This window comes from Paraliobacillus zengyii, assembly GCF_003268595.1.
GTDB classification, from domain to species: Bacteria; Bacillota; Bacilli; order Bacillales; family Amphibacillaceae; genus Paraliobacillus_A; species Paraliobacillus_A zengyii.
Genome location: NZ_CP029797.1, coordinates 477212 through 499821 on the forward strand (window position 1 = coordinate 477212; position 22610 = coordinate 499821).

General features: G+C 35.9%; 18 protein-coding genes and 1 pseudogene. 15 read left to right on the forward strand and 4 right to left on the reverse strand.

Annotated elements, in window-relative coordinates:
* Positions 1-517: 517 nt before the first annotated feature.
* Positions 518-778, reverse strand: a complete 261-nt coding sequence (locus DM447_RS02540) for a tyrosine-type recombinase/integrase (protein WP_241964548.1) — start codon at positions 776-778, stop codon at positions 518-520.
* Between the two features lie 135 nt (positions 779-913).
* Between DM447_RS02540 and DM447_RS18220 the strand changes: the two genes are divergently transcribed.
* Positions 914-1060, forward strand: a complete 147-nt coding sequence (locus DM447_RS18220; RefSeq protein WP_162632540.1) for a hypothetical protein — start codon at positions 914-916, stop codon at positions 1058-1060.
* A 497-nt stretch (positions 1061-1557) separates the two neighbouring features.
* On the opposite strand, the pseudogene DM447_RS02545 reads toward DM447_RS18220, so the two are convergent.
* Positions 1558-1887, reverse strand: a pseudogene (locus tag DM447_RS02545) (tyrosine-type recombinase/integrase); the annotation flags it as partial.
* Between the two features lie 663 nt (positions 1888-2550).
* Between DM447_RS02545 and DM447_RS02550 the strand changes: the two are divergent.
* The 4 genes from DM447_RS02550 to DM447_RS02570 all read left to right on the forward strand — a co-directional run bounded on the left by DM447_RS02550 (position 2551) and on the right by DM447_RS02570 (position 4903).
* Positions 2551-3423: an ABC transporter ATP-binding protein gene (locus tag DM447_RS02550; RefSeq protein WP_112179754.1), complete on the forward strand. Its 873-nt coding sequence runs from the start codon at positions 2551-2553 to the stop codon at positions 3421-3423.
* Positions 3420-4139 (forward strand): hypothetical protein, encoded by a 720-nt coding sequence (locus DM447_RS02555; RefSeq protein ID WP_112179755.1) that lies wholly within the window; start codon positions 3420-3422, stop codon positions 4137-4139. The genes DM447_RS02550 and DM447_RS02555 overlap by 4 nt, the downstream gene beginning before the upstream one ends.
* A 20-nt stretch (positions 4140-4159) precedes the next feature.
* The gene (locus DM447_RS02560) at positions 4160-4393 is read left to right on the forward strand and encodes a helix-turn-helix transcriptional regulator (RefSeq protein WP_112179756.1); all 234 of its coding nucleotides are present in this window, start codon (positions 4160-4162) and stop codon (positions 4391-4393) included.
* A 321-nt stretch (positions 4394-4714) separates the two neighbouring features.
* Complete coding sequence (locus DM447_RS02570; RefSeq protein WP_112179758.1) at positions 4715-4903, forward strand: hypothetical protein; 189 nt, start codon at positions 4715-4717, stop codon at positions 4901-4903.
* A gap of 123 nt (positions 4904-5026) precedes the next feature.
* On the opposite strand, the gene lanM is transcribed toward DM447_RS02570, so the two are convergent.
* Complete coding sequence (gene lanM / locus DM447_RS02575; RefSeq protein WP_112179759.1) at positions 5027-7186, reverse strand: type 2 lanthipeptide synthetase LanM; 2160 nt, start codon at positions 7184-7186, stop codon at positions 5027-5029.
* Between the two features lie 115 nt (positions 7187-7301).
* On the opposite strand from lanM, the gene DM447_RS02580 reads away from it, so the two are divergent.
* From DM447_RS02580 to DM447_RS02595, 4 genes are all read left to right on the forward strand, one after another.
* Entirely contained in the window at positions 7302-9062 is a 1761-nt protein-coding gene (locus DM447_RS02580) for a lanthionine synthetase LanC family protein (RefSeq protein WP_112179760.1), read from the forward strand.
* Between the two features lie 786 nt (positions 9063-9848).
* Entirely contained in the window at positions 9849-10238 is a 390-nt protein-coding gene (locus DM447_RS02585) for a transposase (protein WP_112179761.1), read from the forward strand.
* A gap of 352 nt (positions 10239-10590) precedes the next feature.
* The gene (locus DM447_RS02590; RefSeq protein ID WP_241964550.1) at positions 10591-10866 is read left to right on the forward strand and encodes a helix-turn-helix domain-containing protein; all 276 of its coding nucleotides are present in this window, start codon (positions 10591-10593) and stop codon (positions 10864-10866) included.
* Positions 10867-11147: 281 nt separating this feature from the next.
* Positions 11148-11390 (forward strand): glutaredoxin family protein, encoded by a 243-nt coding sequence (locus DM447_RS02595; RefSeq protein ID WP_112179762.1) that lies wholly within the window; start codon positions 11148-11150, stop codon positions 11388-11390.
* A gap of 696 nt (positions 11391-12086) precedes the next feature.
* Here the strand turns inward: DM447_RS02595 and DM447_RS02600 are convergent.
* The gene (locus DM447_RS02600; protein WP_277871507.1) at positions 12087-12308 is read right to left on the reverse strand and encodes a tyrosine-type recombinase/integrase; all 222 of its coding nucleotides are present in this window, start codon (positions 12306-12308) and stop codon (positions 12087-12089) included.
* A gap of 390 nt (positions 12309-12698) precedes the next feature.
* On the opposite strand from DM447_RS02600, the gene DM447_RS02605 reads away from it, so the two are divergent.
* The 6 genes from DM447_RS02605 (at position 12699) to betA (ending at position 22237) form a co-directional block, all read left to right on the forward strand.
* Positions 12699-15641, forward strand: a complete 2943-nt coding sequence (locus tag DM447_RS02605) for a phosphatase PAP2 family protein (RefSeq protein ID WP_112179764.1) — start codon at positions 12699-12701, stop codon at positions 15639-15641.
* 144 nt (positions 15642-15785) lie between these two features.
* Entirely contained in the window at positions 15786-16040 is a 255-nt protein-coding gene (locus DM447_RS02610; protein ID WP_162632544.1) for a hypothetical protein, read from the forward strand.
* A gap of 466 nt (positions 16041-16506) precedes the next feature.
* A complete protein-coding gene (locus tag DM447_RS02615) occupies positions 16507-18321 on the forward strand; it encodes a TOTE conflict system archaeo-eukaryotic primase domain-containing protein (protein ID WP_232827977.1) in 1815 nt (604 codons plus the stop codon).
* Between the two features lie 16 nt (positions 18322-18337).
* The gene (locus tag DM447_RS18460; protein WP_232824320.1) at positions 18338-18829 is read left to right on the forward strand and encodes a DEAD/DEAH box helicase; all 492 of its coding nucleotides are present in this window, start codon (positions 18338-18340) and stop codon (positions 18827-18829) included.
* 123 nt (positions 18830-18952) lie between these two features.
* Positions 18953-19693 carry a Fic family protein gene (locus tag DM447_RS02620; RefSeq protein WP_112179766.1) on the forward strand — a complete coding sequence of 247 codons (741 nt, stop codon included), beginning with the start codon at positions 18953-18955 and terminating at the stop codon, positions 19691-19693.
* Positions 19694-20551: 858 nt separating this feature from the next.
* Complete coding sequence (gene betA, locus DM447_RS02630; protein ID WP_112179767.1) at positions 20552-22237, forward strand: choline dehydrogenase; 1686 nt, start codon at positions 20552-20554, stop codon at positions 22235-22237.
* Positions 22238-22610: the final 373 nt, after the last annotated feature.

The following is a 22610-nucleotide window of genomic DNA, read 5'->3' on the forward strand; positions in this document are numbered from 1 at the left end:
CAGGGATTAGGAATAATTATGGATTGTTATTAAACGAATAAACCGGTAGATTCATAAAGGGACTGCACTAAAAGCTTAGCTGCTAACTAACAAAGAATCAATAGTACTAATATCTCTATTTTGCACTTTTTCTTTAATGGGCGTGTACTTTATTTGCGTTTAGATATTAGTATTGTAAGGGTAATATTTCTGTGCATTCCGGAGAATTTACTAAGATATAATTAAAATTTAAAATATTTAATACCTGTAATTATATAATATAGTGTAAAAACCTACAGAACTCCTCCCGTTTGGAAAGAGTTCTGTAGTTTTTTTTGGCTATGTTAAAGATAATGTTAACAAGTTTTAATAAATCAAAGGAGATATGTATGACCGAGTACACATCGGCCGTATAGGACATAAAGTAATTTATCAATCGCTTTATTTTAGGTTTATTAATTATACAAATAGTAACCTCGTTAAATCTAATCAAAATTTAAATTTAACAATAGTGCTAGGATAGCTATTCTTGATACATTTACCTATCTAATCTATCTATAGCATTCCACGCATGCTCCTCAGTTGTAATAATATAAAGTGCGGATGTGTCAGTTGAACTATGTCCAAGTTGCCTCATTAAATCATATACTGAATTTTTCTTCGCATACTCTGTCGCAAAAGTATGTCTTAATTTATGTGGAGATAATTTTTCATCACGAAACGCCTCTTTACGCGTAGTTAGAAACTTAAACAGTGATTTAGGGGAAATCTTCTTACAATTGATTGTGTCATCCTGCAACTCCAATTCTTCTCGTAAATAGAAAAAAAAGAATTCGCTTCTGTAAGTGTTAAATGTTCTAAGGTAGAAAAGGAGATATCCTTGATTTTTCCCACCTTTACAATACCTTCTGCCAGAAGCGAATAAAACAATTTTTTGAAATCATTCAAGTACCCGATTAAAGTAAAAGGGGAAGTATTAGCTGAAGTCATCTCATCTTTATATTCTTCTATATATAAAGTGAAGAAGTTTAGTTTTTCTATTGAAGATGAAATGGACCATGCAACAATATTATTTGGGTAAATAGTAGTAAACAATAACACTTTAAATTTAGAGAACGGTGAATCATTTAGGGGGAATTAATATTTTTCATATACAGCTAAAGGTTGCTTATATTGAACAAGATCAACTAATAACATAAAGTCATTGCTGCTCAGTACAACGATACTATGCAATAGAAGATTGATTTTCAACTATCAGGCGTGATTGTTGAAGGATGAACTTGTTAAAATAAGTCCACAGTAAAAAAATATAAAGGTTAAGTGCTCATGTTTTGCTCATGTTAATATGTGTACTAGGGCAGTTCTATTTATTTCACTTGAGAGAAAATGCTGATTTAAAAGGGTTTATAATATGTATTTCACTGTATTTAACAGATTAATACACGGGCGGCATGATGTAAGGTGCCCCTTAAACCCTTGATATGACTGGGTTTTTAAGTGAGATAAGAGTGAAATGCTAACATTTTGCTAACATAGTGCAATAAAAAGTAATAGCACCTGTCATTGAGACAGGTGCTATTACTTTTGTAAACTTTTCATTAAGAGGCCAAATTTCTGCGAAGCATCTTTTTTCAATTCTTTTGTGACATGTAAGTAGATATTTTTGGTAGTATGATCGTCCGAGTGCCCTAAGCGGTCCATGATCTGTTCTAAGCTAACTTTTGCTTCTGCAAGTAAAGAAGTCTGTGTATGACGTAAAGAGTGTGGAGTTAGCTTTTCATTTAAGCCAGCACGCTTCAATATTCTTTTCATGCGTAATAGTACCTTTTTTACATAGATTGGGTAGCCAGGATGATATTCACTAGAAGCAAAAATGAACCCTCGATGCTTTCTGTAAGAATATAGTATTCGCTTGCTGTCATAATATTTTTTTTGTTTGTAAGCACTTCGAGCATGGCAAAACTTTCAAGGGTTTCTTTTTAGATATACTTGTCTGGAAACACCAAACTTCTTAGCTGATTCATCAAATTTTTTGACCGCACTAGGATCAAAGTTTCTAATTTTTAATTCCATTTGTGAAACCTCCTGAGTGAAAAAGATTCATTAAACCTATATTTAGTAAAATAAGTAAAGATTCTTAATGAAATATACAGGTAAGTTGTTAGCTTATGTTACCCCCTTCTTCATTTCATCTTAGGTGCTAACGCATTCCTATGAAAACCTGTAATATCCAGTTAAAGATGTTACAGTAATAATTTAGTTAAACCTTGATATATCGCACTTTTTGCACAACATGTTAAACGTTGGGACATAGTCCTAATCTATTTCATCTATAGTTCTCAGTTAAAAAGACATTAAGACGCTTTGTGCTTTTGATATAGAATAGAATGCTCGAAATCTAAATTAGATAATGGTAATACTCTCCGAAAATTATTGTTTAATCTTACAAGTGTATGAATTGTATAGAAACATAATTAAAAAAATTTGTAAATTTGTACACTTAACTTTACATTTTGACAAGTAAAATGTATATTAGAGATAGTCAAAAGTAAAAAATTGCGAGGTGAAAAGATGGAGCTGGTAAGTGTAAGCAAGAAGTATGGAAAACAGATGGTGCTTAAGGAGATTGATTTAGAGTTAAGAAAGGGCGTTATTACGGGACTCATTGGTAAAAATGGTGCAGGAAAGACCACGATAATGAAGATTTTATGTGAAAACATTAAAAATTTTGAAGGATCCTTGAATATGGATAATCATGAGGAAGTAGGATATTTAATCGAGCATCCAAAAGCTTATAAACATAAAAGCGGATGGTATAATTTAACGTATTTTTCCCGTATTTTCACTATTGAGTATGATCCAGAGTATGTTGATTTTCTGATTGAAGCGCTTGGAATGAAGAATTACATCCGAAAGAAAGTTAAAAATTACTCCATGGGAATGAAGCAGCGCTTAGGGATCGCCATTTCAATGCTTAGTAAACCGAATTATTTAATTTTAGATGAGCCGACAAATGGAATGGATCCGGACGGTTCGATTGAAGTACTGAAGACTCTTAAGCAGCTCAGTGAGAAGTATCAGATCGGAGTATTGATCTCCAGTCATAAATTAGAGGATGTGGAAATGATAAGTGATGAGGTTGTGTTTATTGATCATGGAAATATTAAGAAGAAATTTGAGACTGGAGACTTGGCCAAGTCGGGAGTGATCAAGATTGGATTGCAACCTGAGGAAACCGAACAGGCATATGCGATTATCAGTGGTTTAACAGAAGTGGCCAGAATAGAAGAAGAGCAAATCGTTGTCCCGTTTTCCAGTGATCTTTCTCAAATTATAAAAGAATTATCGAAACAGGAAATCTATCCAATTAACATTACAAAGAATCCCCATTCATTGAAGGATTATTATTTCCAAATGACTCAATCAGGGGAGGTAGCACAATGATTGTATCGAGAGTAGTCCTTTATGATATGAAGAAAATATTTAGTAATTGGTTTCTGTATATGTCGTTGATTCTATCATTCCTTCCAGCAATGGGCATCGCTTACGCAATTAAAAATTTAGATGGACCGTTTACACTTGAACACGTCACATCCTTTTATGCACTGTTTGGCACCATTATGAGTGTGGTCGTTGCGATGAGGCTGTATACTGATGACCTGTCCAATGAAACAATTACACTTGTTATAAACAATAAGAAAAATCGCGTGAAGTATCTCCTTTCCAAGGTTTTTGGATTTGCGCTTGTAGGGCTTGTCTTTGGAGTCTTATGTGCGCTTACCCTGTTATTTGTTAAGGAGTATTTAGCCGTATTACCTGAGTCTTCTTTGTATCTAAAGACAATTGTAAACTATACCTTGTTCACAACCCTTTATACTATTCTCTTTTTCTTTATCAGTATTTTTTACAGAAACGTCGCTGCTATATTCGTCATCGCTGTGTTATCGATTTCCTTTTTGCCGAATCTGTTTGGCACCCTATTAGATAGCGGCAGTTTACCGGAAAGTCTGAATACAGTTATTGAAAGCCTTCCGATTTATTACTTACCAATCTTAATTGGATCTCATAATCTAGATGGAGTACAATATTTAACAGTAGCTGTCTTCTTGTTGGTTTTCTTTTTAGGCTCATTCTTTGCGATAAGAAGTAGGGATTATTAAAGGAATAGAGAGGAATAGCAATGGCTAAAAAATCAAGTGATGAAATAACAAATTTAGTTTATGAATACAGGGTCTTAAAACGTTTAACACAACAGGATTTAGCAAAAGCAGTCGGAGTTTCAAGACAGACCATTCAGGTTATGGAAAAAAACAAATATACCCCGTCTTTGCTTTTTGCATTCAAGTTAGCTGAATTTTTTGAAGCCGACATTAATGAAATCTTTAAATATAAAAATGGAGGGTATGATGATTGAATTTATTGACGCTTGGATGAACAGCAGTGTAACAAACTTTAATTTATTTAACGGAATAACTTTAGTTTTATTCGCTCTATCTACTGTACTGATTGTTATTTTTAATAAAAAACTGGGAGAGGCAGACGAGAGAAAACGTGTAATACAATTGAAGATCAACCAGGGGATGTACATTACCCTTCTTGTTTTTCTATTCCTTATGATTGCAACGATGAACAACAGCTTGGTTTACACTAAACATTTTTTGTTTTTTGGAATCTCGCTTTCTCTGTTCGCAGGGACATGTCTATGTATTTATTATTATTTTAAGGAGAGAATTTAATGGAATTTGGGAATACCTTACTTGCTGTAGTTCTTGGAGTGATTACCTTTATTATCGTGCAGGGAGTCTTAACAATGTTTCTCCACCCGGGAGACGGGAATAATGGTGGAATGAGCTACCTTATTAAAGGGATTGCACTGGGCCTTTGTTTGATGGTAGCTCTGATGGTCTTTCGAAAAGGCAACTAAAACTAAATAGGGTATAAAAGAAGCGCCTGGATCCCGTCTGGCGTTTTTCTTTTAGGTGAAATACTAAATTAAAATAAACAGGATGTGGAACCCATTGCGGTTCCACATCCTGTTTTACACACATCACGACAGGTTTAAGGTACGATTACTAAAAGTAGTCTTCAGTCCAATAAAAGACGGAAAATCATACATTTTTCTAAGATGGTTATAGACAGGTCCACCTGCCCCAAGCATGAAGCTGTCATAATGTAATGTATTACCGACACCGTTCTTCTGTTTCAACTTAAGCTGCTTGAACAACAAATCATAGACGGGAGCGAGTTTTTCGGTTCCAATCAATTCCAGGCGTTCTATTTCCTGAAACAGTTCGATAAACCCACCGATGCCATGACAGATGCAATAGCTGTACTCATTGAGATTTATTGTCTCGTTCTTCAAATCATTTAGGAGCCGTAAGGCTCTCGCCTGAATTTCTTCTTTTAAATAGATATAACCATTTCCATAAAGCTCGAGTCGAGAAAAGAGGATCCCGACAAGGCCGTAACATAAGTAATATTTACCTGCAGTTTGATCTCTTAAATCCAAATAATTATTCTGCTCAACAAGATAATAGCTTTCCTCGATGGCTATTAGTTCCTGAATAAGGGGTTGGTTCTCATTCGATTCGGTTGATCGATCAAATCGGGAAAGAGCGATGATGACTCCGCTGTACCCGTGGGACAAGCCGATCCTGGAATCAGAATCATGCATTTGCTGCAGGTTTTTTTTCAAATAGTGGGTATAAAAGGTCAAAAAATCCAATAGCCTCACCTTCTGAAGACTTTCTTCCATATCAGCGTATATCTCAGAAAGAATTGAGATCGAACCGGATATGCCTGTAAAGTAATCAAGGTTCTTTGCTTCTTTGGTGTCCTTTGCTAAGACATGATCGATTTCTTGAAGCAACTGATTGTAAAAATAGGATTCACCCGTCATTTTGTAAGTAGTGTAGAGCAGGTAAAGATAGCCGCTTACGCCGTTGAACCCGGATAGTTCCTCATATGTAAAAGTATTCCATTTCTTCATGGTCGCAAATATTCTCTTTAGATTATCCAATTCAAGTCCGACTTCTTCACGGAAATAGACGGCTAGCAGTATATTTCCTCCATAATCAAAAATCGAAGGTGTAACAGGGGAAATAATCATTTTTTCACCAGAGAACGAAGGCAGCAAAGCAGAGTAGGATTCATTCACTTGTTTGAATTTCCTCATGAACTCTTCTACATACTGGATTGGGTCCTGATGTTTAATGGATTTTGTTCGTTCGGATTCAGCATGCTCTTTCACATAGTTGTAATGGTGGATAAAGAGGGAGCTTGAGATATGGCTGATCTCCTGATCCAATTTCTCCTTAGTAAAAGAGGATATACGATCCCAAATATTGTCCTTAATGGTTCTGGAGAAATAATTGGACGATAAAAGCTCCCCTCCTGAGTAGAGATCTTTACTATCGGCATATGTGTAAAAAAACGGGATGTCGCCATTTTTTAAGTGCTTGGTTTCCTCCTCATAAATGATTTCAGATGTAGAATTTCCTAAATGCTGAAACAGCTCGGAAAAATTCTTCTCATTTCTTAAGTAATAGGGTTCTGTGCCGATGTTCAAATATTTGGCATAGACGTGAGTTGGGCGGATTATTTGGCGGATTGGGAAGCCTTTCATAACATGGATCAACCGCTCGTAAGTTTCTTCTGGCTTATCTAACACTTGTTTACAAAAATCTGCGAATCCTCTTGTAATCACTTCTAAATACATGCTTGGCAACTGTTTCTGATCATCTAAAAAAATTTCATTCTTTTGTCTTTCAAGTGCTGGATTGACCTCTGAAAAATCCAGTTCTCCATTTGGATTGATCGTCGGAACCGTGTTCTTGTAGTGAAAATTCGTTACCTCCCCTTGTTCGCCTGTAAGGGCAGATATATTTAAATAGTTATCGGTCATTTCAAACGGATAAATCATACTTTGGAAAACAGAATTAGAAAGAGTTAAAAATAAATCGTTTCGCTCAGAAGCGGTTTCGAAATCTGTTAGATCTGAAATGGTTTCTAAATCAATAAAGAATGGCTTCTGACCATCTACTATGACATTTTCGAAGTGCATATCTGTCGAAGCCATAAAATAGAAAATCGAGGAAATAAAGCCCATGTTATAAAAAAAAATTCGAGATTGTAGATTCATCTGTGTGATACTGGTGACTTTTAATTTCCTGATGAATGGAGAATTCCTCATAGCTGTAGATTTCATAGGTATAGTCCTTCAAGTATTCGGACAAAAGGTGAAGGAATCGCTGATCCAATGAAGCGTTTCTCGGTTTATAGAAATAGGATTCACCATCATTAATTTCAAGGAAGACTTTACTGTGTTTGATACCTCGCTTGTGACTTCATTTTCAGTAAGGGAAAAGACGCTCGCAGCCTTTTCAAACAACTATGGTGGCGATCTCGATATCAATACGTATACATTTACAATCGGTGATGATGGTATTGAAAAAGAGCTACAAGTAACTGAGAAGGAATCAAACACCCACAATGTTCCTTCGTATAAAGGAGAGGTGCTTTCGTTTTACAAGCACAAGCACTTGATCATTGAAGGATTTGAAAAAGCTTATGATTTTTTCCTTGCGCAAAAAACTGAGGTTGTCACGCTTGTGAAAAGCTTGTTCACCAATAAGGAAGCACGGGTGATTGATAAGCACACCTACATATATAGTGATGCGATTTGGTCGAGCTACACACCAAGACTCTTAACGGACAAAAGTTTAAGAAGATCCTTTCTTGATGATTTGGGGATCTTTAATGAAACAGAAACACCATTTTTACTGGAAGGCTTTGTACCGTATAAAACGAGAGCGATCACGATTCCTGACAATTACTTTTCCAAGTTCCATCTACATGATAAGCAGAAGCAGGTGACCTTTATCGAAGAAGCTTACCTGTTAGAAGAACGGAGAGACCTGGAATATAACGAAAAAGCTCCGGTGAATATGGAGGAGATCCTGAACAACTGTTACGCAAATCTATTGAAGAAGCAGGTTCCTATGGTGGATGGGGTAAGTTGGCTTGAAGTTCTGGAAAAAGGCAACACCCTATATAGAGACTTTCAAATTGAACCGATGCCCGAAACAATATACTACGGAAAGTCAGGTATTTACCTGTTTCTGCTGAAATATTTCAATCACTTTCCTGAGAAAAAGGATCATTTCCCGGATTTTGAACAGGAACTCGAGCGCTTCATCCGCCAGTTTTCAGAAAAAGTGAAAGCCACCCCTAGTGTGCAAAATGGACTCTTGGACGGAGCAGCAGGACTTCTGTGGCTTATGGCAGAAAGGGAGCAACAACAGGATATTCTTTCCCTGGCGGAGTTCTTAAGTGAAAATGTCAACAATGATCAGTCCTATGATATCGTTTCAGGCAGTGCAGGCTTATTAAAAGTTTTCCTTGCCTTATATGAACGGCCCTCCTTTTCTTTGGATAAGCAAGAATTGTTCTCCTACATTGTGCAAGTGAAAAATCACCTGTTGGAACACGTCTATTCTGATGGCGAGGTGATTGGGTGGATATCCAAAGGCATGGAAGTAGATGTTAATTATGGCTATTCCCATGGGCTCGCAGGCTATCTTCCAGTTTTGTATGAGACTTACAAAATTACAGGGGATGAGTCCGTCCTCATTGTTGTGGAAAAGGGGCTAAAGCACTTGTTGTCGGTCAAAGAGGAAGGCAGACAAACATGGCCGACATCCAATCTGAACGATAAAGCCTTAACCAACTGGTGCCATGGCACGCCAGGTATTTTACTCAGTCTCGTTGAGTTACATAACAAAGGATTTCGCGTCATAGATTTGAAATCGATTATTCTATCAAATATGGACACCCTTACGCAGACTGAGAAGGATTCCGTATCTCTCTGCCATGGCAGATTCGGCAATCACTTCATTGGCTTGTACATTGCCCGTTCACTTGAAGAAAAAGAGCTTGTTTTCACATTTACTAAAAAAATCAACGAAGACTTCCACCATTCTTTTACTGAGACCGGGATCCAAATGATGTATAAATCGTTTATGATCGGCTACAGCGGGATTTTGTATATGTATTTGGCCTTTAAGGAGCAAGGGCTGCTTTAAAAAGATCTTCCACTTTTCTGTTTGTATACTGACCAGATACCGAATCAGGGCACTTTTTTATAAGTGTCCATGAAACTATACTAGATTGCTAGCCAGAATCCTTATTGTTAATAAGATTCTGGCTTTTTTGGTTGTACAATAAATAACGTTGGTGAGTAAAAACTTGCCAGCTTTATTTTTCTATATAAATAGAAAAGAAGTGAGTTTCCCTGTAGAATTGTAGTCGACGAAAACCAAATTCCAAAAAGGGAGTTCACTTGTCTATTTTAAATGATATAAGAAAACTACTAGATATTAAAGATAAAACATTATTTTAAAGGGGAATTGTGTCTGTGAAAATATAAAGGGGAGACATGTAAATTCGTACAAGCCACTGATCCACCACACTGTCCGAAATGTGGCGTCTCCATCTATAAAAATGGGATGCAACCATCCCGGATTACCATTCCAACGAATGGAACGCACCTTACCAACTTACGATTAAAGAAACCGTTTTATGCGTAAGGGATATTGGGCAAGTTTTACTGCCAAAACGCCTATCGTTAAAGCACAGTTGTAGACGATAGAGCTGATTCTATTTTAAGGAATTACTACCAACAAGCTTTCAAAAGACAGTATTTCTTCAGATCTTCTCCATTGGAATTGACAATCCTTCGAAATATTTTTGATCGCTTGTGCCTCTGCAGCCTTAATAAGTACATGCGCTTTAGTAGTATAAACAACTAAACAATTTACAAACAGTATCGCTTATCTGGAGAACGTCTAGAATCTGCAATTATACAAGAAATGGTAGCTTATGATAAAGTGTTAGCGGTCAACTATAACCTTTGTCAAAGCCTTTTGAGAGGAATGAACAAGCATGATTACAAGGGGTTAGAAAGTATTCTAAACAAAAGATGTCCGAACGAAACATCAACTTATTTACGAACAAGTCTCAAGACGCTCAGAAAATATTTACCTTATACACAAAACAGCTTCAACTATTCGTACAATAATGATCGTATTGATCGTATTGAATGGATTAACAACAAGATTAAAGTACTTAATCGCGTCGCCTATGGGTATGGGAACTTTATGCTTTATAAGAATAGAATCATCTTAGATTCCAACTTAAAGCTAGTAGAAAAAACAGCGAAGAAAACAAACAAAAATAAAACACGCTCCAAAGTAGCTTAACTACTATGAAGCGTGATCATATACTTCGATTTTGTCGATAATTATTCTTTAATAACGTCATTTGACAGAAACCTTTTTTTACCCCGACCACTGGTATCTAGTGGGATATTTGAAGTTGATTTTATTCCCTTTTGAGAAAAGAAAATGCTCGTGTTCATTTTTATAAACAGGTTTAATAATGTGATCATATAAATGAAATGTTGTTTTATGGAGGTGCTATCAAAATGCTGTAACTGCTAAACTAAAATGGACAGCTATTGCTCGATAAAACTGAACACTTTCTGCTCAAACTACCTCCAATCAGTTATTATTAGAAAGTATAAAAATAACTGAGATTTGGGGGATCAGGAAGGTGTTGAAATTAGAAGTGATTGTGGAAGTTCATCAATTGAAGAGGCAAGGCTTTAAAGTTGCTGCCATCGCTCGTAAATGTAGTTTATCGAGAACAACAGTCTATGAATATCTAGAAAAGGACTTTGAAGAAGCTTGTAGATGGGTGGATAATTTGAAGATAAGACAACGAAAACTAGATCCTTTTCAGGATCAAATCTTAGGATGGCTAAAGGAACATCAAGATTTATCAGCTTCACAAATTTCAGTTGGTGAAAATTTAACTTTTAAGCGCTGATTATCCGCATAGTAGCGTACCACGAACAATCTCTTCTATTTTCCGCTGTCAAGTACCTGCCCCTTCCGGTGACTACTAAGAATTGGCAGCATTCAAAAGCAAGCTGCTAAACCTGTACTATTGACACTAGTACTCCACACTAATACTTTTGACTTATGACGTTGATTTATTACCTGGTTTTTTGGAGCTACAAAAAATATATTCAAATAATTGATAGAAAGGTTGTAAATTCAAGAATCTAATATTCTTTATTAAGTAACAACTTTTTAGGAGATGTGCTTATGGAAGTAATCGTGTATTCAGCAGATTCTTGCATTTACTGTAAAAAACAAAGAGATTTTCTTGAAAGACAAGGTATTGACTTTGTAGAGAAAGATATAAGAAAAAGCAAGGATAGTTTGAATGAGTTTAAAGAATTAGAAGGAAAAGGAACACCACTCACTATCATTAAAGAGGATGATGAGATTGTAACTAAAATTACAGGTTTCAATCACAAACAATTAGTTCAAGTTCTACAATTGTAAAGGGTGTTTAATTACATCATTACATATTGGTGGCATAACCAAGTGATAAGGCTATGCCACCAATACCTTGAACCTAGGTTCAAATCCGAGTGCCACCTTATGCTTAAATTAAACATATTATTGGTGTTTAAATAATTGTTAAGAAGTGGTTTTCAGTTTTGCTAATTGATTGGTATCACGGACCAAAAATAAGTGTTCCACCGATCATATATATAAACGGTAGTTAAACATAAAGATATTTGATATAATCCCGTAGAACCCCATTTCCTGTACTTGTTGAGGATGAGCCGAAAGCTGATTGCGCATTTGTCGCTATTGCGAGGAAAACCATTACTTTAGGCATTCACTGTTTCTCTATAGCAAACCCGTCAATAACAGGGGATGAAATTTGTGGCAACTGCTGGTAAAAAACAGGGCGGATTTGATACCATATTTTTAGATGCAATCAGAATAGTAAAATGCTAACATTTTGCTAACGCAATCTCATGAAGAACGGTAAATCAACGTTAAAGATGTTCCAGTTAACAATATCCAAAATGTTGATTTACCGTACTTTCTGCACCTCGTGTTAACGATATTACACACTCTCCCTTACGGGCGGCATGATGTAATATTCCACTCTAAAACGTTGATATAATAAGGTTTATAGCCTTTTAAATCTCCTTTTATAGTGAAAACATCACATTTATGTCACTCTTATTTTAAAATTAAGTCTAATAAGACGTTTTCGTACAAAGTTCTCACTTTGGCGGAAGCGTCTTTTTTTATTTTATTTGTAACGTGTTTCGTTGTTTTAATGTCCTCATGACCAACCTTCTCCATGATCGTCGCAATATCAATCCCTGCTTCTGTCATCAGACTAACGTGCGAGTGTCTAAATATGTGTGGAGTTAATGAACCAGAAACAGAGTGAAAAATAGAAAGTCATACGATATGAAACGTCGCTTGGTGCGAGAACATCAGACAGTTCATGCACTGCCCTATAATCGGGCGACTTACCTTATATTAGAAAAATAACCCCACCCAAAAGCCTGTCTGGCAAGGGTGGTTTTTTTGATAAAAAAAGAGAATGTCTATAGTACAATACAGTACAGGCACACGGTTCTGCTGTTTCACTCTTACCTGGTGCAGGCCAACAGCATTTTTCTCTAGTAATACTGAACCGGCTAATTTTCGTGATAAGTTTCCTCCCTTCTACATAAAGTTTACGAAACTTCTACATTTTTCCTACATTCATTTAACAAATATCCATTAAAGTAAAATTATGGGTTGAAAATTCGCGATAGAAAAGGGGGAAATAAAAAAGGTATGAAATTCATCAAAAAAATAACGATAATACTACTACTTACAATGCTAACTATGGCTTCTTTTGAGCTTCCTGTTCTAGCAGCTAGTCAATATTCTGATCAGGAGCACTCAAAACCTTCAAAACCAGAAGGGACTACTGGAGAAATAAATACAAATCCTCCTGAAGTTGGACAACCTTTACCTGTAGTCGATAATGGTGGAAATGCTAATGATTCTACATTAAAGAACATAGCTGCGACTAATCCTTTTATTAATATTTTAGACGGTTTTGATCTAGTATGGTCAATTAATCAACCAACTTGGAGAGATGGAACAGCGTTAACTGAACCAAGTGCATTTGATAAGGTTGCAAACTATGGTGACGGACCTTCTGTTTATTTTGATGGATATAAAAATGATGCTACAAAAGTAGTAGCAGATAAAAAAACATATGCTAATGAAGAAATCAAAGATGCAGAGACTTGGGAAGCTAATATTAAATATGTTGAAGATGTTACTCAAAACAGAACGGATGAAGAGGCGTTAGCAGCCTATTATGATGATCAACGAGATAAGATATATAGTATGATGGATGCTTATGGTCCTTTAGCTAATGACTATGTGGATATAGTTAATCCAATAACAAGTGTTTTAAGAACTACTGAAGAAATGAATCAAGTATTAGAAGAAATGACTGTTGAAGATCAAAGCCAAGGAATGGGAGATTGGGAGGAGTCTGAACTTTCAGATGCGATGGATTTAGTTGCTTTAATAAGATTTAGAAATCCTTCTTCGTCAAACCCATCGAAGTACTTTTTCTCTTCTCCAAGACCATACAGAATGAATTCAAATGGAGAAGTGATAGAAGTTGTTGATGCGAACGGCTTACCTGTTTGGGAAACAATTGGTAGTGGTGATAGTGTAGTAGCTGAATTACCTTCAGGTGGTAATATAGAAACAGGTGAAAAACATTTCCAACAGTATGAAACAAATGTTGAAGTAATCCCTGCATTAGAATATGTAAGAAGAAAAGCGGAAGACGGGAGAGGTAAAGATGGTGCTTTTCCAAGTGGGCATACAAGTGCAGCTTATTTGTCGACATTTGGTTTTGCATACGCAACACCGGAAAGATATGCTGAATTTTTAACAAGAGCAGCTCAAATGGGAGAAAATAGAATAGTGACGGGCATGCACTCGCCACTTGATGTTATAGGAGCAAGAATACAATCAACTGCAATGACTGCCTACGCATTCAACCTTACAGAAAACCAAGAAGTATTGGATAAGGCTTATGTAAATGCTGGAGAGGTATTCGGTGAATTAGCTGAATCAGAAGAAATGAGTTTGTACGAATATGCACATACTGTAACAGAGGGATATACGTTTGAAAGTGCGTACGATGAACAAGAGTGGGAAGATCATGATGCAAATAAAACTTTCTATCGTGAAAAACTCACTTATGGATTACCTCAAAATGGAACGATAGGTTTAGACCCTGTAGTACCTAAAGGGGCAGAGGTTTTATTAGAAACGCGTCAACCTTATTTGACAGACGAACAACGTAGAGAAGTATTGTATACCACAGAAATTGAATCAGGCTATCCTGTTATAGACGAGTCAAATGGTTGGGGTAGAATTGATTTGGTAACTGCAGCTGATGGCTATGGTGCGTTTTTAAATAATGTAACTGTTGATATGGATGCTTCAAAAGGAAGATTCAATGCCCAGGATTGGTGGAGAAATGATATTACTGGTAGCGGTATGCTTACCAAACAAGGGACGGGAATCCTTACATTGACAGGAGATAATAGTTATACAGGAGGCACGTTGCTACAAGGTGGATCGTTAGAAGCTACTTCTACGACTGCTTTTGGTGAAGGCGATCTTTATTTAGAAAATGGTACAGTTTTAGTTAATGTAGATGAACCTCTGAATTTAAACGGTAACGTAACAATGGAAGCTGGAAGCCTAGATATTGCAATCGATAATGACGAAACTCAACTAAATGTAGATGGACTGTTGTACCTTGATGGTGGGGATCTGAATTTAGATCTATCTAATTATGAAATGGACAAGGCTGCGGATATTACTTTAATGACTGCTGGTGATGTGTCTGGTCAATTCGATAATATAACTGCAGATGATTACGAGGTAACTGTCACTTATAACAATAATAGTGTCGTTGCACATGTCAAAGCAATCGATAATTCTGATCCAGTTTCACCAGATCCTGAAGATTCAGAAGACCCTGTCGATCCAGAAGCTCCTGATGACTCAGAAGCTCCAAATAAACAAACCAGTGTTACCTTGACGCCTGACGTTACCAATGGAGAGGCAACGATCGGAACAGATTCGCTCGATCAGCTAGCTGATCATGGTGAATTAAGGATAGAATTACTTGATCATAATGATTCTGTTAATCTAGCATTTACTTCTGACCAAATAAAATGGCTGAAGGAGAATAGTATAACGATCATCATTCAGTTGAAAAATGTCAGCTTGCAACTAGCTGCCTCCAATTTCACTAATGGATCTGAGTCTGCATCAATTCTGTTAGATCGTTTAGCTGATATAGATGAAGCATTGAGTGTGGTCTATGATTTTGAAATCAAACAAGGCGAAAAAGAATTAAATACCTTCGACGAAAAAGTGACACTGACTTATTCTGTTGATAGAAACAAAGTAAATGATGAAAATCAGGTGCAACTTTTCTATTGGAATCCAGAACTCGAAGAATGGGAAGCAATCGGTGGAGAGTGGCAAGATGGAAACGTGACAGCACAAACCGATCACTTCAGCACCTATACCGTTTTTGAACAGGAAGAAATAGAACAACAGCCTGTAACGGACGACGAACAAAAACTACCGGAAACAGCCACTACGATCTATCAGTACTTATTAGTAGGATTTTTACTCTTCTTAAGTGGCATGTTCTTCCTCTTCATGAGAAAAAGAACAGCGTAATCGTTTAGGTAGATAAATATATGAAAATATCAAACTGATTAGAAAACCAAATCTTAAATGATTTGGTTTTCTAATTAACTTGTTGAGATTTTGAAAGTTATAAACGAGAGTGGTCAAGGGCAGCTATTTCTCACATCACATAATTTGAGAATTTTAGAAGTACTCCCAATAAGTAACTTATGGTTTACAACTCTAAATGAAGAAGAGCGATACATTCAATTAAAAGGCGTAAAGAAATTAAATAATGCTCGTGATATTTATCTAAGGGCTGACCAACTTGGAGACCAAGAAGAGACGTTGTACGCAGAAACTGATTCTTTTGATATAAAGAAGTCATTTAGAAAAGCAGGGATTTCAAATGGAAAATACTATAAAAAAAGTAGTTTTAGTAATTGTTGAAGGGGAAAGTGAAGAGATCTTGATGAATGAATGTTTAAAAGAGTTATTTAATAATCATCAGATCCATTTTGAAGTACAAAGGGTAGAATATCCCTTTTGATTTTAATAAGAGGAGAAGTCCCATTAAGAATATCATAGGGGATAAATTCAAAAAATATGAATATTAGAAAGTATAAAAAGGAAGATACTTTACATAGGAATACATAAAATATTGTAATAAAGTTTAATTAGGATTTAGAATGAGAATTACATTGTCAAATGTTATAAACCTAACCCCTTTTTTGAATCATATTGAATGAAGTGGCATATTGAATGCTTCTTGAAAACTCTCTCAATAAATCATATAGTTTAGTGGAGGGCTCTTTTTCATGGAGACACCTTAGCTAAGTTCCTATAGCATTATACTGTTAAATAACTTCATTCTTGGCTAAACTAGAGTTAACATTATAAATGATGGGAGTAGCTTATGGATATTCAAGAACAGCTCAGGTCTGCTTTAAAAGAGATTGATAGACTAAAAAAGGAAAATATGCGATTAAAAAAGGATCTCTATAAAGCACAAGGTCGCAATACCTCTTATAGTCGAACATTTAATATAAAGAAAACAGTGACTGATTTCAATCCGAAAGAAAAGGCTGCAATCTCGCTATTTATGAACCTTTTTCGAGGGAGGTCTGATGTATTTGCAAAAAGGTGGGAATCGAGTACTACGGGTAAATCTGGTTATTCACCTGCATGTGAAAACGAGTGGCATAAAGATCTTTGTCAAAAACCTAAAATCAAATGCCAGGATTGTTCTAATCGATTATTTCACACTCTAACTTCCCAAGTTATTTATGAACATTTAAGTGGCGTAAAAACTATAGGAATATATCCATTACTTGAAGATAATACGTGTCATTTTCTGGCTTTGGACTTTGATAAAAAACAATGGCAAGATGATGTACATGCATTTGTCGAGATATGCAGGGATTTAGAGTTGCCATATTATATTGAACGTTCCCGTTCAGGGCAGGGTGCTCACGTTTGGTTCTTTTTTGTAGATGCAATAAGTGCTTCGCTAGCTAGAAAATTTGGAATGATTCTATTGTCGAAAACGAGTGAAAAAGGTTTTGAAGTTGGAATGGATTCGTTTGATAGAATGTTCCCGAACCAAGATATATTACCCAAAGGTGGTTTTGGTAACCTAATAGCTCTCCCATTACAGAAGCAGGCAAAAATAAAAGGAAATAGCGTGTTTGTAAATGATTCATTTGAGGAAATAGTGGATCAATGGCAGTATCTATCGTCGATAAAAAGGATATCCGAAAAAGATATTTTACAAATAGTATCTAACTTTTCAGAGGAATCCAGTCCCATGATGGTAAAAGAGGAAGTTGAAAATATTGAACTGCCAAAAGAAATTACGATCGAATTAAATCATGGAATTCAAATACCTAAGAATTTATTACCTAGTAAGATACTACATGAATTACAAAAACTTGGGGAATTTAGTAATCCAGCGTTTTTTAAAGCGCAAGCAATGCGTTATTCCACGTATCAAATTCCTAGAATAATTGATTGTACAAAGATAAATGATAATATGCTCCTATTACCAAGAGGTCTATTAGAAAAAGTGAAGGAAATTTTCTTTAAGTATAATATACTTCTTAAAATACACAACGATCAATTCGAAGGTAAGTTGATTGTTCCTAAATTTCATGGTCAACTGACGATTCAACAAGAGGATGCTGTAACTTCTTTGGCTAATTATGACAACGGAGTAGTAGCAGCAGATACAGGTTTCGGAAAAACTGTAGTAGCTGCAGCATTAATTAGTAGAAATAAAACCAATACACTTATAATTGTACATCGAACACAATTAGTTGAACAATGGAAAGAGAGATTATCAACTTTTTTAAACATTCCAGTAAAAGAGATTGGTCAAATTGGTGGCGGGAAGAATAATCCAACCTATAATATAGATATATCTACGATTCAATCGCTTAATCATAAGGACATAGTAAAACCTGAGTTATACCATTACGGACAAATTATCATAGATGAATGTCATCATATTTCTGCTGTCAGCTTCGAAAGAGTATTAAAGGCTGTTCGAGCAAAAAGAGTCTATGGTTTAACAGCAACCCCAATTAGGAAAGACGGTCTGCACCCAATAATATTTATGCAATGTGGACCAATAAGATATAGAACGAATAGTAAACAGCAAGCCAAGATGCGATCGTTTAAACAAACCCTTGTTAAAAGACAAACAAGCTATCTATTCTTTGTTAGCCACTAATAAAGAGCGAAACGATATGATTTTTAATGATGTTCTACAAGCCCTAAATGAAAAAAGGTCTCCTATCGTGTTAACAGAACGTTTAGACCATATAAATGAGTTATACGAACTTTTTAAGGGATTTGCTAAAAATATTATTATTTTATCAGGAGCTATGAAGAAGAAAGAGCGGCAACAAAAGCTAGAAGAGTTAATTAAATTACCTGATAGCGATGAGAGATTGTTAATTGCAACAGGGAAATATATTGGAGAAGGATTTGATGATGCTAGATTAGATACGCTCTTTTTAACAATGCCAATCTCTTGGAAAGGAACGTTACAACAATATGTAGGACGGCTTCACCGAGATCATAGTAATAAAGAGGAAGTTAAAGTGTTTGATTATGTAGATTCGAACGTTGCTATTTTACAGAGAATGTTTGAAAAGCGGTTGAAAGGATATAAAAATATTGGTTATAGTCTATATGGTGAAAACAAAGAGAAAAGCCAACAAATTCAATTATTCTAGTAGTTTGAAATAAGAAATATGTATTTTATTAAATATTTGATTAAAATTTCTTTAGGGAGTATATTCAAAGAAAAGATGGAATTCTCCATTAAAGTATATGTTTCAGTAAGAGAGGTGAAGCAAATGTTCGAACAAATTAATCAAAAGAAGGAACGTTTAGATGCCAATCGACCGTTACCTAAATACACATTGAAAAGCTTACGTGAAAAGTTATTACTTGAATGGACATATAATACTAATGCAATTGAAGGAAACACGTTAACTATCAATGAAACGAAGGTAGTTCTAGAAGGAATTACGGTTGGTGGTAAAACGCTACGTGAACACTTGGAAGTTCTGAATCATCGGGAGGCCATTCAGTTTGTAGAAGAGATTGTAGAAAAGGATGAACCTTTATCGGAGTGGCAAACTAAGAATATACATCGACTTATATTAAAAGGAATTGATGATGAATATGCAGGTGTATATCGGGATCAGCAAGTTTTTATTGCTGGTGCTAAACATATACCACCAGCTCCCTTCCTTATAAAAGAAGAGATGGAGCAGCTGATGACATGGTATGAAAAAGCAGAAACAAAAAAAATGCACGCAGTTGCTCGTGGAGCTATGTTGCATGCTATTTTTGTTGGGATTCACCCATTTATTGATGGGAATGGTCGGACATCACGTTTGTTATTAAATCTAGAACTCATGAAAGATGGTTATCCGCCAATTGTTATTAAAGTAGAAAATCGAATAGCTTATTATGAAGCATTAGATAAAGCACATACAAAAAATGAATATGATGATTTTATTAAGTTAGTGACCGATGAAGTAGAAGATTCATTAAACTTATATTTGAGTACAATAAATAAAAATACCTAGTAAAATATAGACGGTCCATGACTTGTTTAAGCGTTACCTAGACTGTATTTATATTCTTTTCAACAGGGAAGTACCATCATCATATTGTGATAAACACTTGGAATGGGATAGGGGCTCCGAAACCACCAGAGAATAGTGGTAATCTTTCACATGATCCGTCTGGAAATCATATTAAGTTAGCTATTTAAGAGAGTATTGTATGGATTAAATATTCACTTGCTGATTTTGGTAAATATATTTATGAAAAAGCATGAAGCGGGACTCAATATATTTGATATGCTCATGTTTTTAAGGGAATTGAATTAAAAGGTCTTTCATTAAGTACTAGGTACTTAATGAAAGACCTTTTTTATTTTTCACTACTTATGGCCAATGAATAACTGTTTGAAAGGAATTTATCTTCATTAAAAAAGTTTATATGAGCTTTTATTCTATAGTTTCTATACTTTTCTTAATTTAATTTAAATAAAGTAGGAAAAAGAAGCTAGCCACAGGTTTACAAAAAAAAAAATCTGTGTTAAATTAAGAAAGTTAAATACGTTAAAAAAATATTTAACAAAATTAATAAAAGAATGTCAATTTACAAGAATTGGGATAGCCCGTTCTTAAGAAGTGAAGAGATATCATCCATATTTGGCTCATGTCCGTAGGGTAGATATTATTAGTCTGGATCAGAAATAATAACAAAACATTTATTTCATCTTAAACCCTGAACGACTGAATAGGCTAAATAAAGTAAATTATATAAAAAACTATTAAACTAATGACTAGTTCTAATAACTGAAGGAGAGTTTTTGATGAATGCTTTTCAGATTTCTTTAACTAAATTTAATTTTCAACATATAGGAGGTTCGGAAAATGAATAAAACATACGACTATGTAATCGTTGGCGGCGGTAGTGCAGGTTCTGTACTAGGTGACCGTTTAAGTGCAGATGGAAAAAAGAGTGTCCTTGTTTTAGAGGCAGGACGTAAGGATTTTTCTTGGGATCTATTAATCCAAATGCCAGCAGCTTTACCGTTCCCAGCAGGAAAAAGCTTGTACGACTGGAAATATGAATCCGACCCTGAACCATATATGAATGGACGACGTATTAAGCATGCCCGTGGAAAAGTGCTCGGAGGATCGAGCTCAATTAACGGCATGATTTTCCAACGTGGTAATCCACTGGATTATGAACGATGGGGAGCTGACCCAGGTATGGATACATGGGACTTTGCACACTGTCTTCCGTATTTTAAACGCATGGAAAATGCATTAGCATCTGAAAAAGATGATGAGTTTCGTGGCCATGATGGTCCACTTAAATTGGAACGTGGTCCAGCAACTAATCCTTTATTCCAAAACTTCTTTAAGTCAGCTGTTGAGGCTGGCTATACACGAACACCCGATGTAAATGGTTTTCGTCAAGAAGGATTCGGACCATTTGATAAGCATGTCTATAAAGGCAGACGTTTGTCAGCTTCACGTGCATACTTACATCCGAATATGAAGCGGGAGAATCTCACTGTGGTGACGCGTGCTTTTGTTACAAGTGTTGATTTCAATGGCACTCGAGCAAATGGTGTGACATATCAACGAAACGGTAAGACACATCAAGTCACTGCAGGAGAAGTTATCCTATCTGGGGGCGCAATTAATACACCGCAGCTACTTCAACTATCAGGTGTAGGAGATGCGGAACACTTGCGCTCGGTCGGTATCGATCCTGTGATTGACCTTCCAGGTGTAGGTGAAAACCTTCAGGATCATCTTGAAGCCTACATCCAATACTCTTGTCCATTACCGGTCTCGCAGCAGCCTAGTTTAAACAAATTGGGGATGCCTTGGATTGGTTTGCAGTGGTTGTTCGGTCGTAAAGGCCCAGCTGCAACTAACCATTTTGAAGGTGGAGGTTTTGTTCGTTCGAACGAGGACGTCGATTATCCAAATCTTATGTTCCACTTCCTTCCGGTAGCAGTAAGGTATGATGGGCAAAAGGCGGATACGAAACACGGATTCCAGGTACATGTCGGACCTATGTACTCCGACGCACGTGGGTCATTAAAGATTCGTTCGAAAGACCCGAAAGAGTATCCGAGCATGGTTTACAACTATCTTTCTACTGAACAAGACCGACGTGAATGGATCGAAGCGATTAGAATTTCACGCGAAATTATGGCTCAGCCAGCTATGGCACCATACAATTCAGGAGAAATTGCACCTGGTAGTGCTGTTAGTACAGATGAGGAGATTTTGGAATGGGTGGCAAACGATGCCGAGACTGCACTTCATCCAAGTTGCACTGCAAAAATGGGACCCGCATCAGATCCAATGGCTGTTGTAGATCCGTTAACGATGAAGGTTCATGGTCTCGAAAATGTACGAGTGGTCGATGCATCTGCCATGCCTTACGTAACTAATGGTAATATTCACGCACCCGTCTTAATGTTGGCAGAAAAGGCAGCAGACTTAATCCTAGGACGTGACCCGCTTGAGCCTATTAATGCTGAGTTTTATCGTCATGGCGTACATCCAGCTGACGCAGGTACAATAAAATCATAAGTTAAATAAAATAATACTTTTCAAGAGAAGGTCTCTTTTAAAATGTATTTGCTATTCAAGCAAACATTTATGAAAGAGCGCCTTCTCTTTTTTTAGCAAAAAAATCTAAGCTTATATTCGCTCATTTCACGGATGGCATGTTCAATAAATTATTTCAACTGCTATTGATATATATACTTTTTAGTTTATTTGGTTTTTTAAGAGTTTTTTAAGGTTCGTGTTTGATAATGTGCTTTGTAGAGATAACGTCAGGAAATTTTATTAATTCCTCTATTTAAAATAGGAAGTCTTCATTATGCTAATTGATTAGTGATAAATTAAGGTGATTTTCTAAATAGCAATAAGAACACATAGAAACTAACATGGAGGGAAT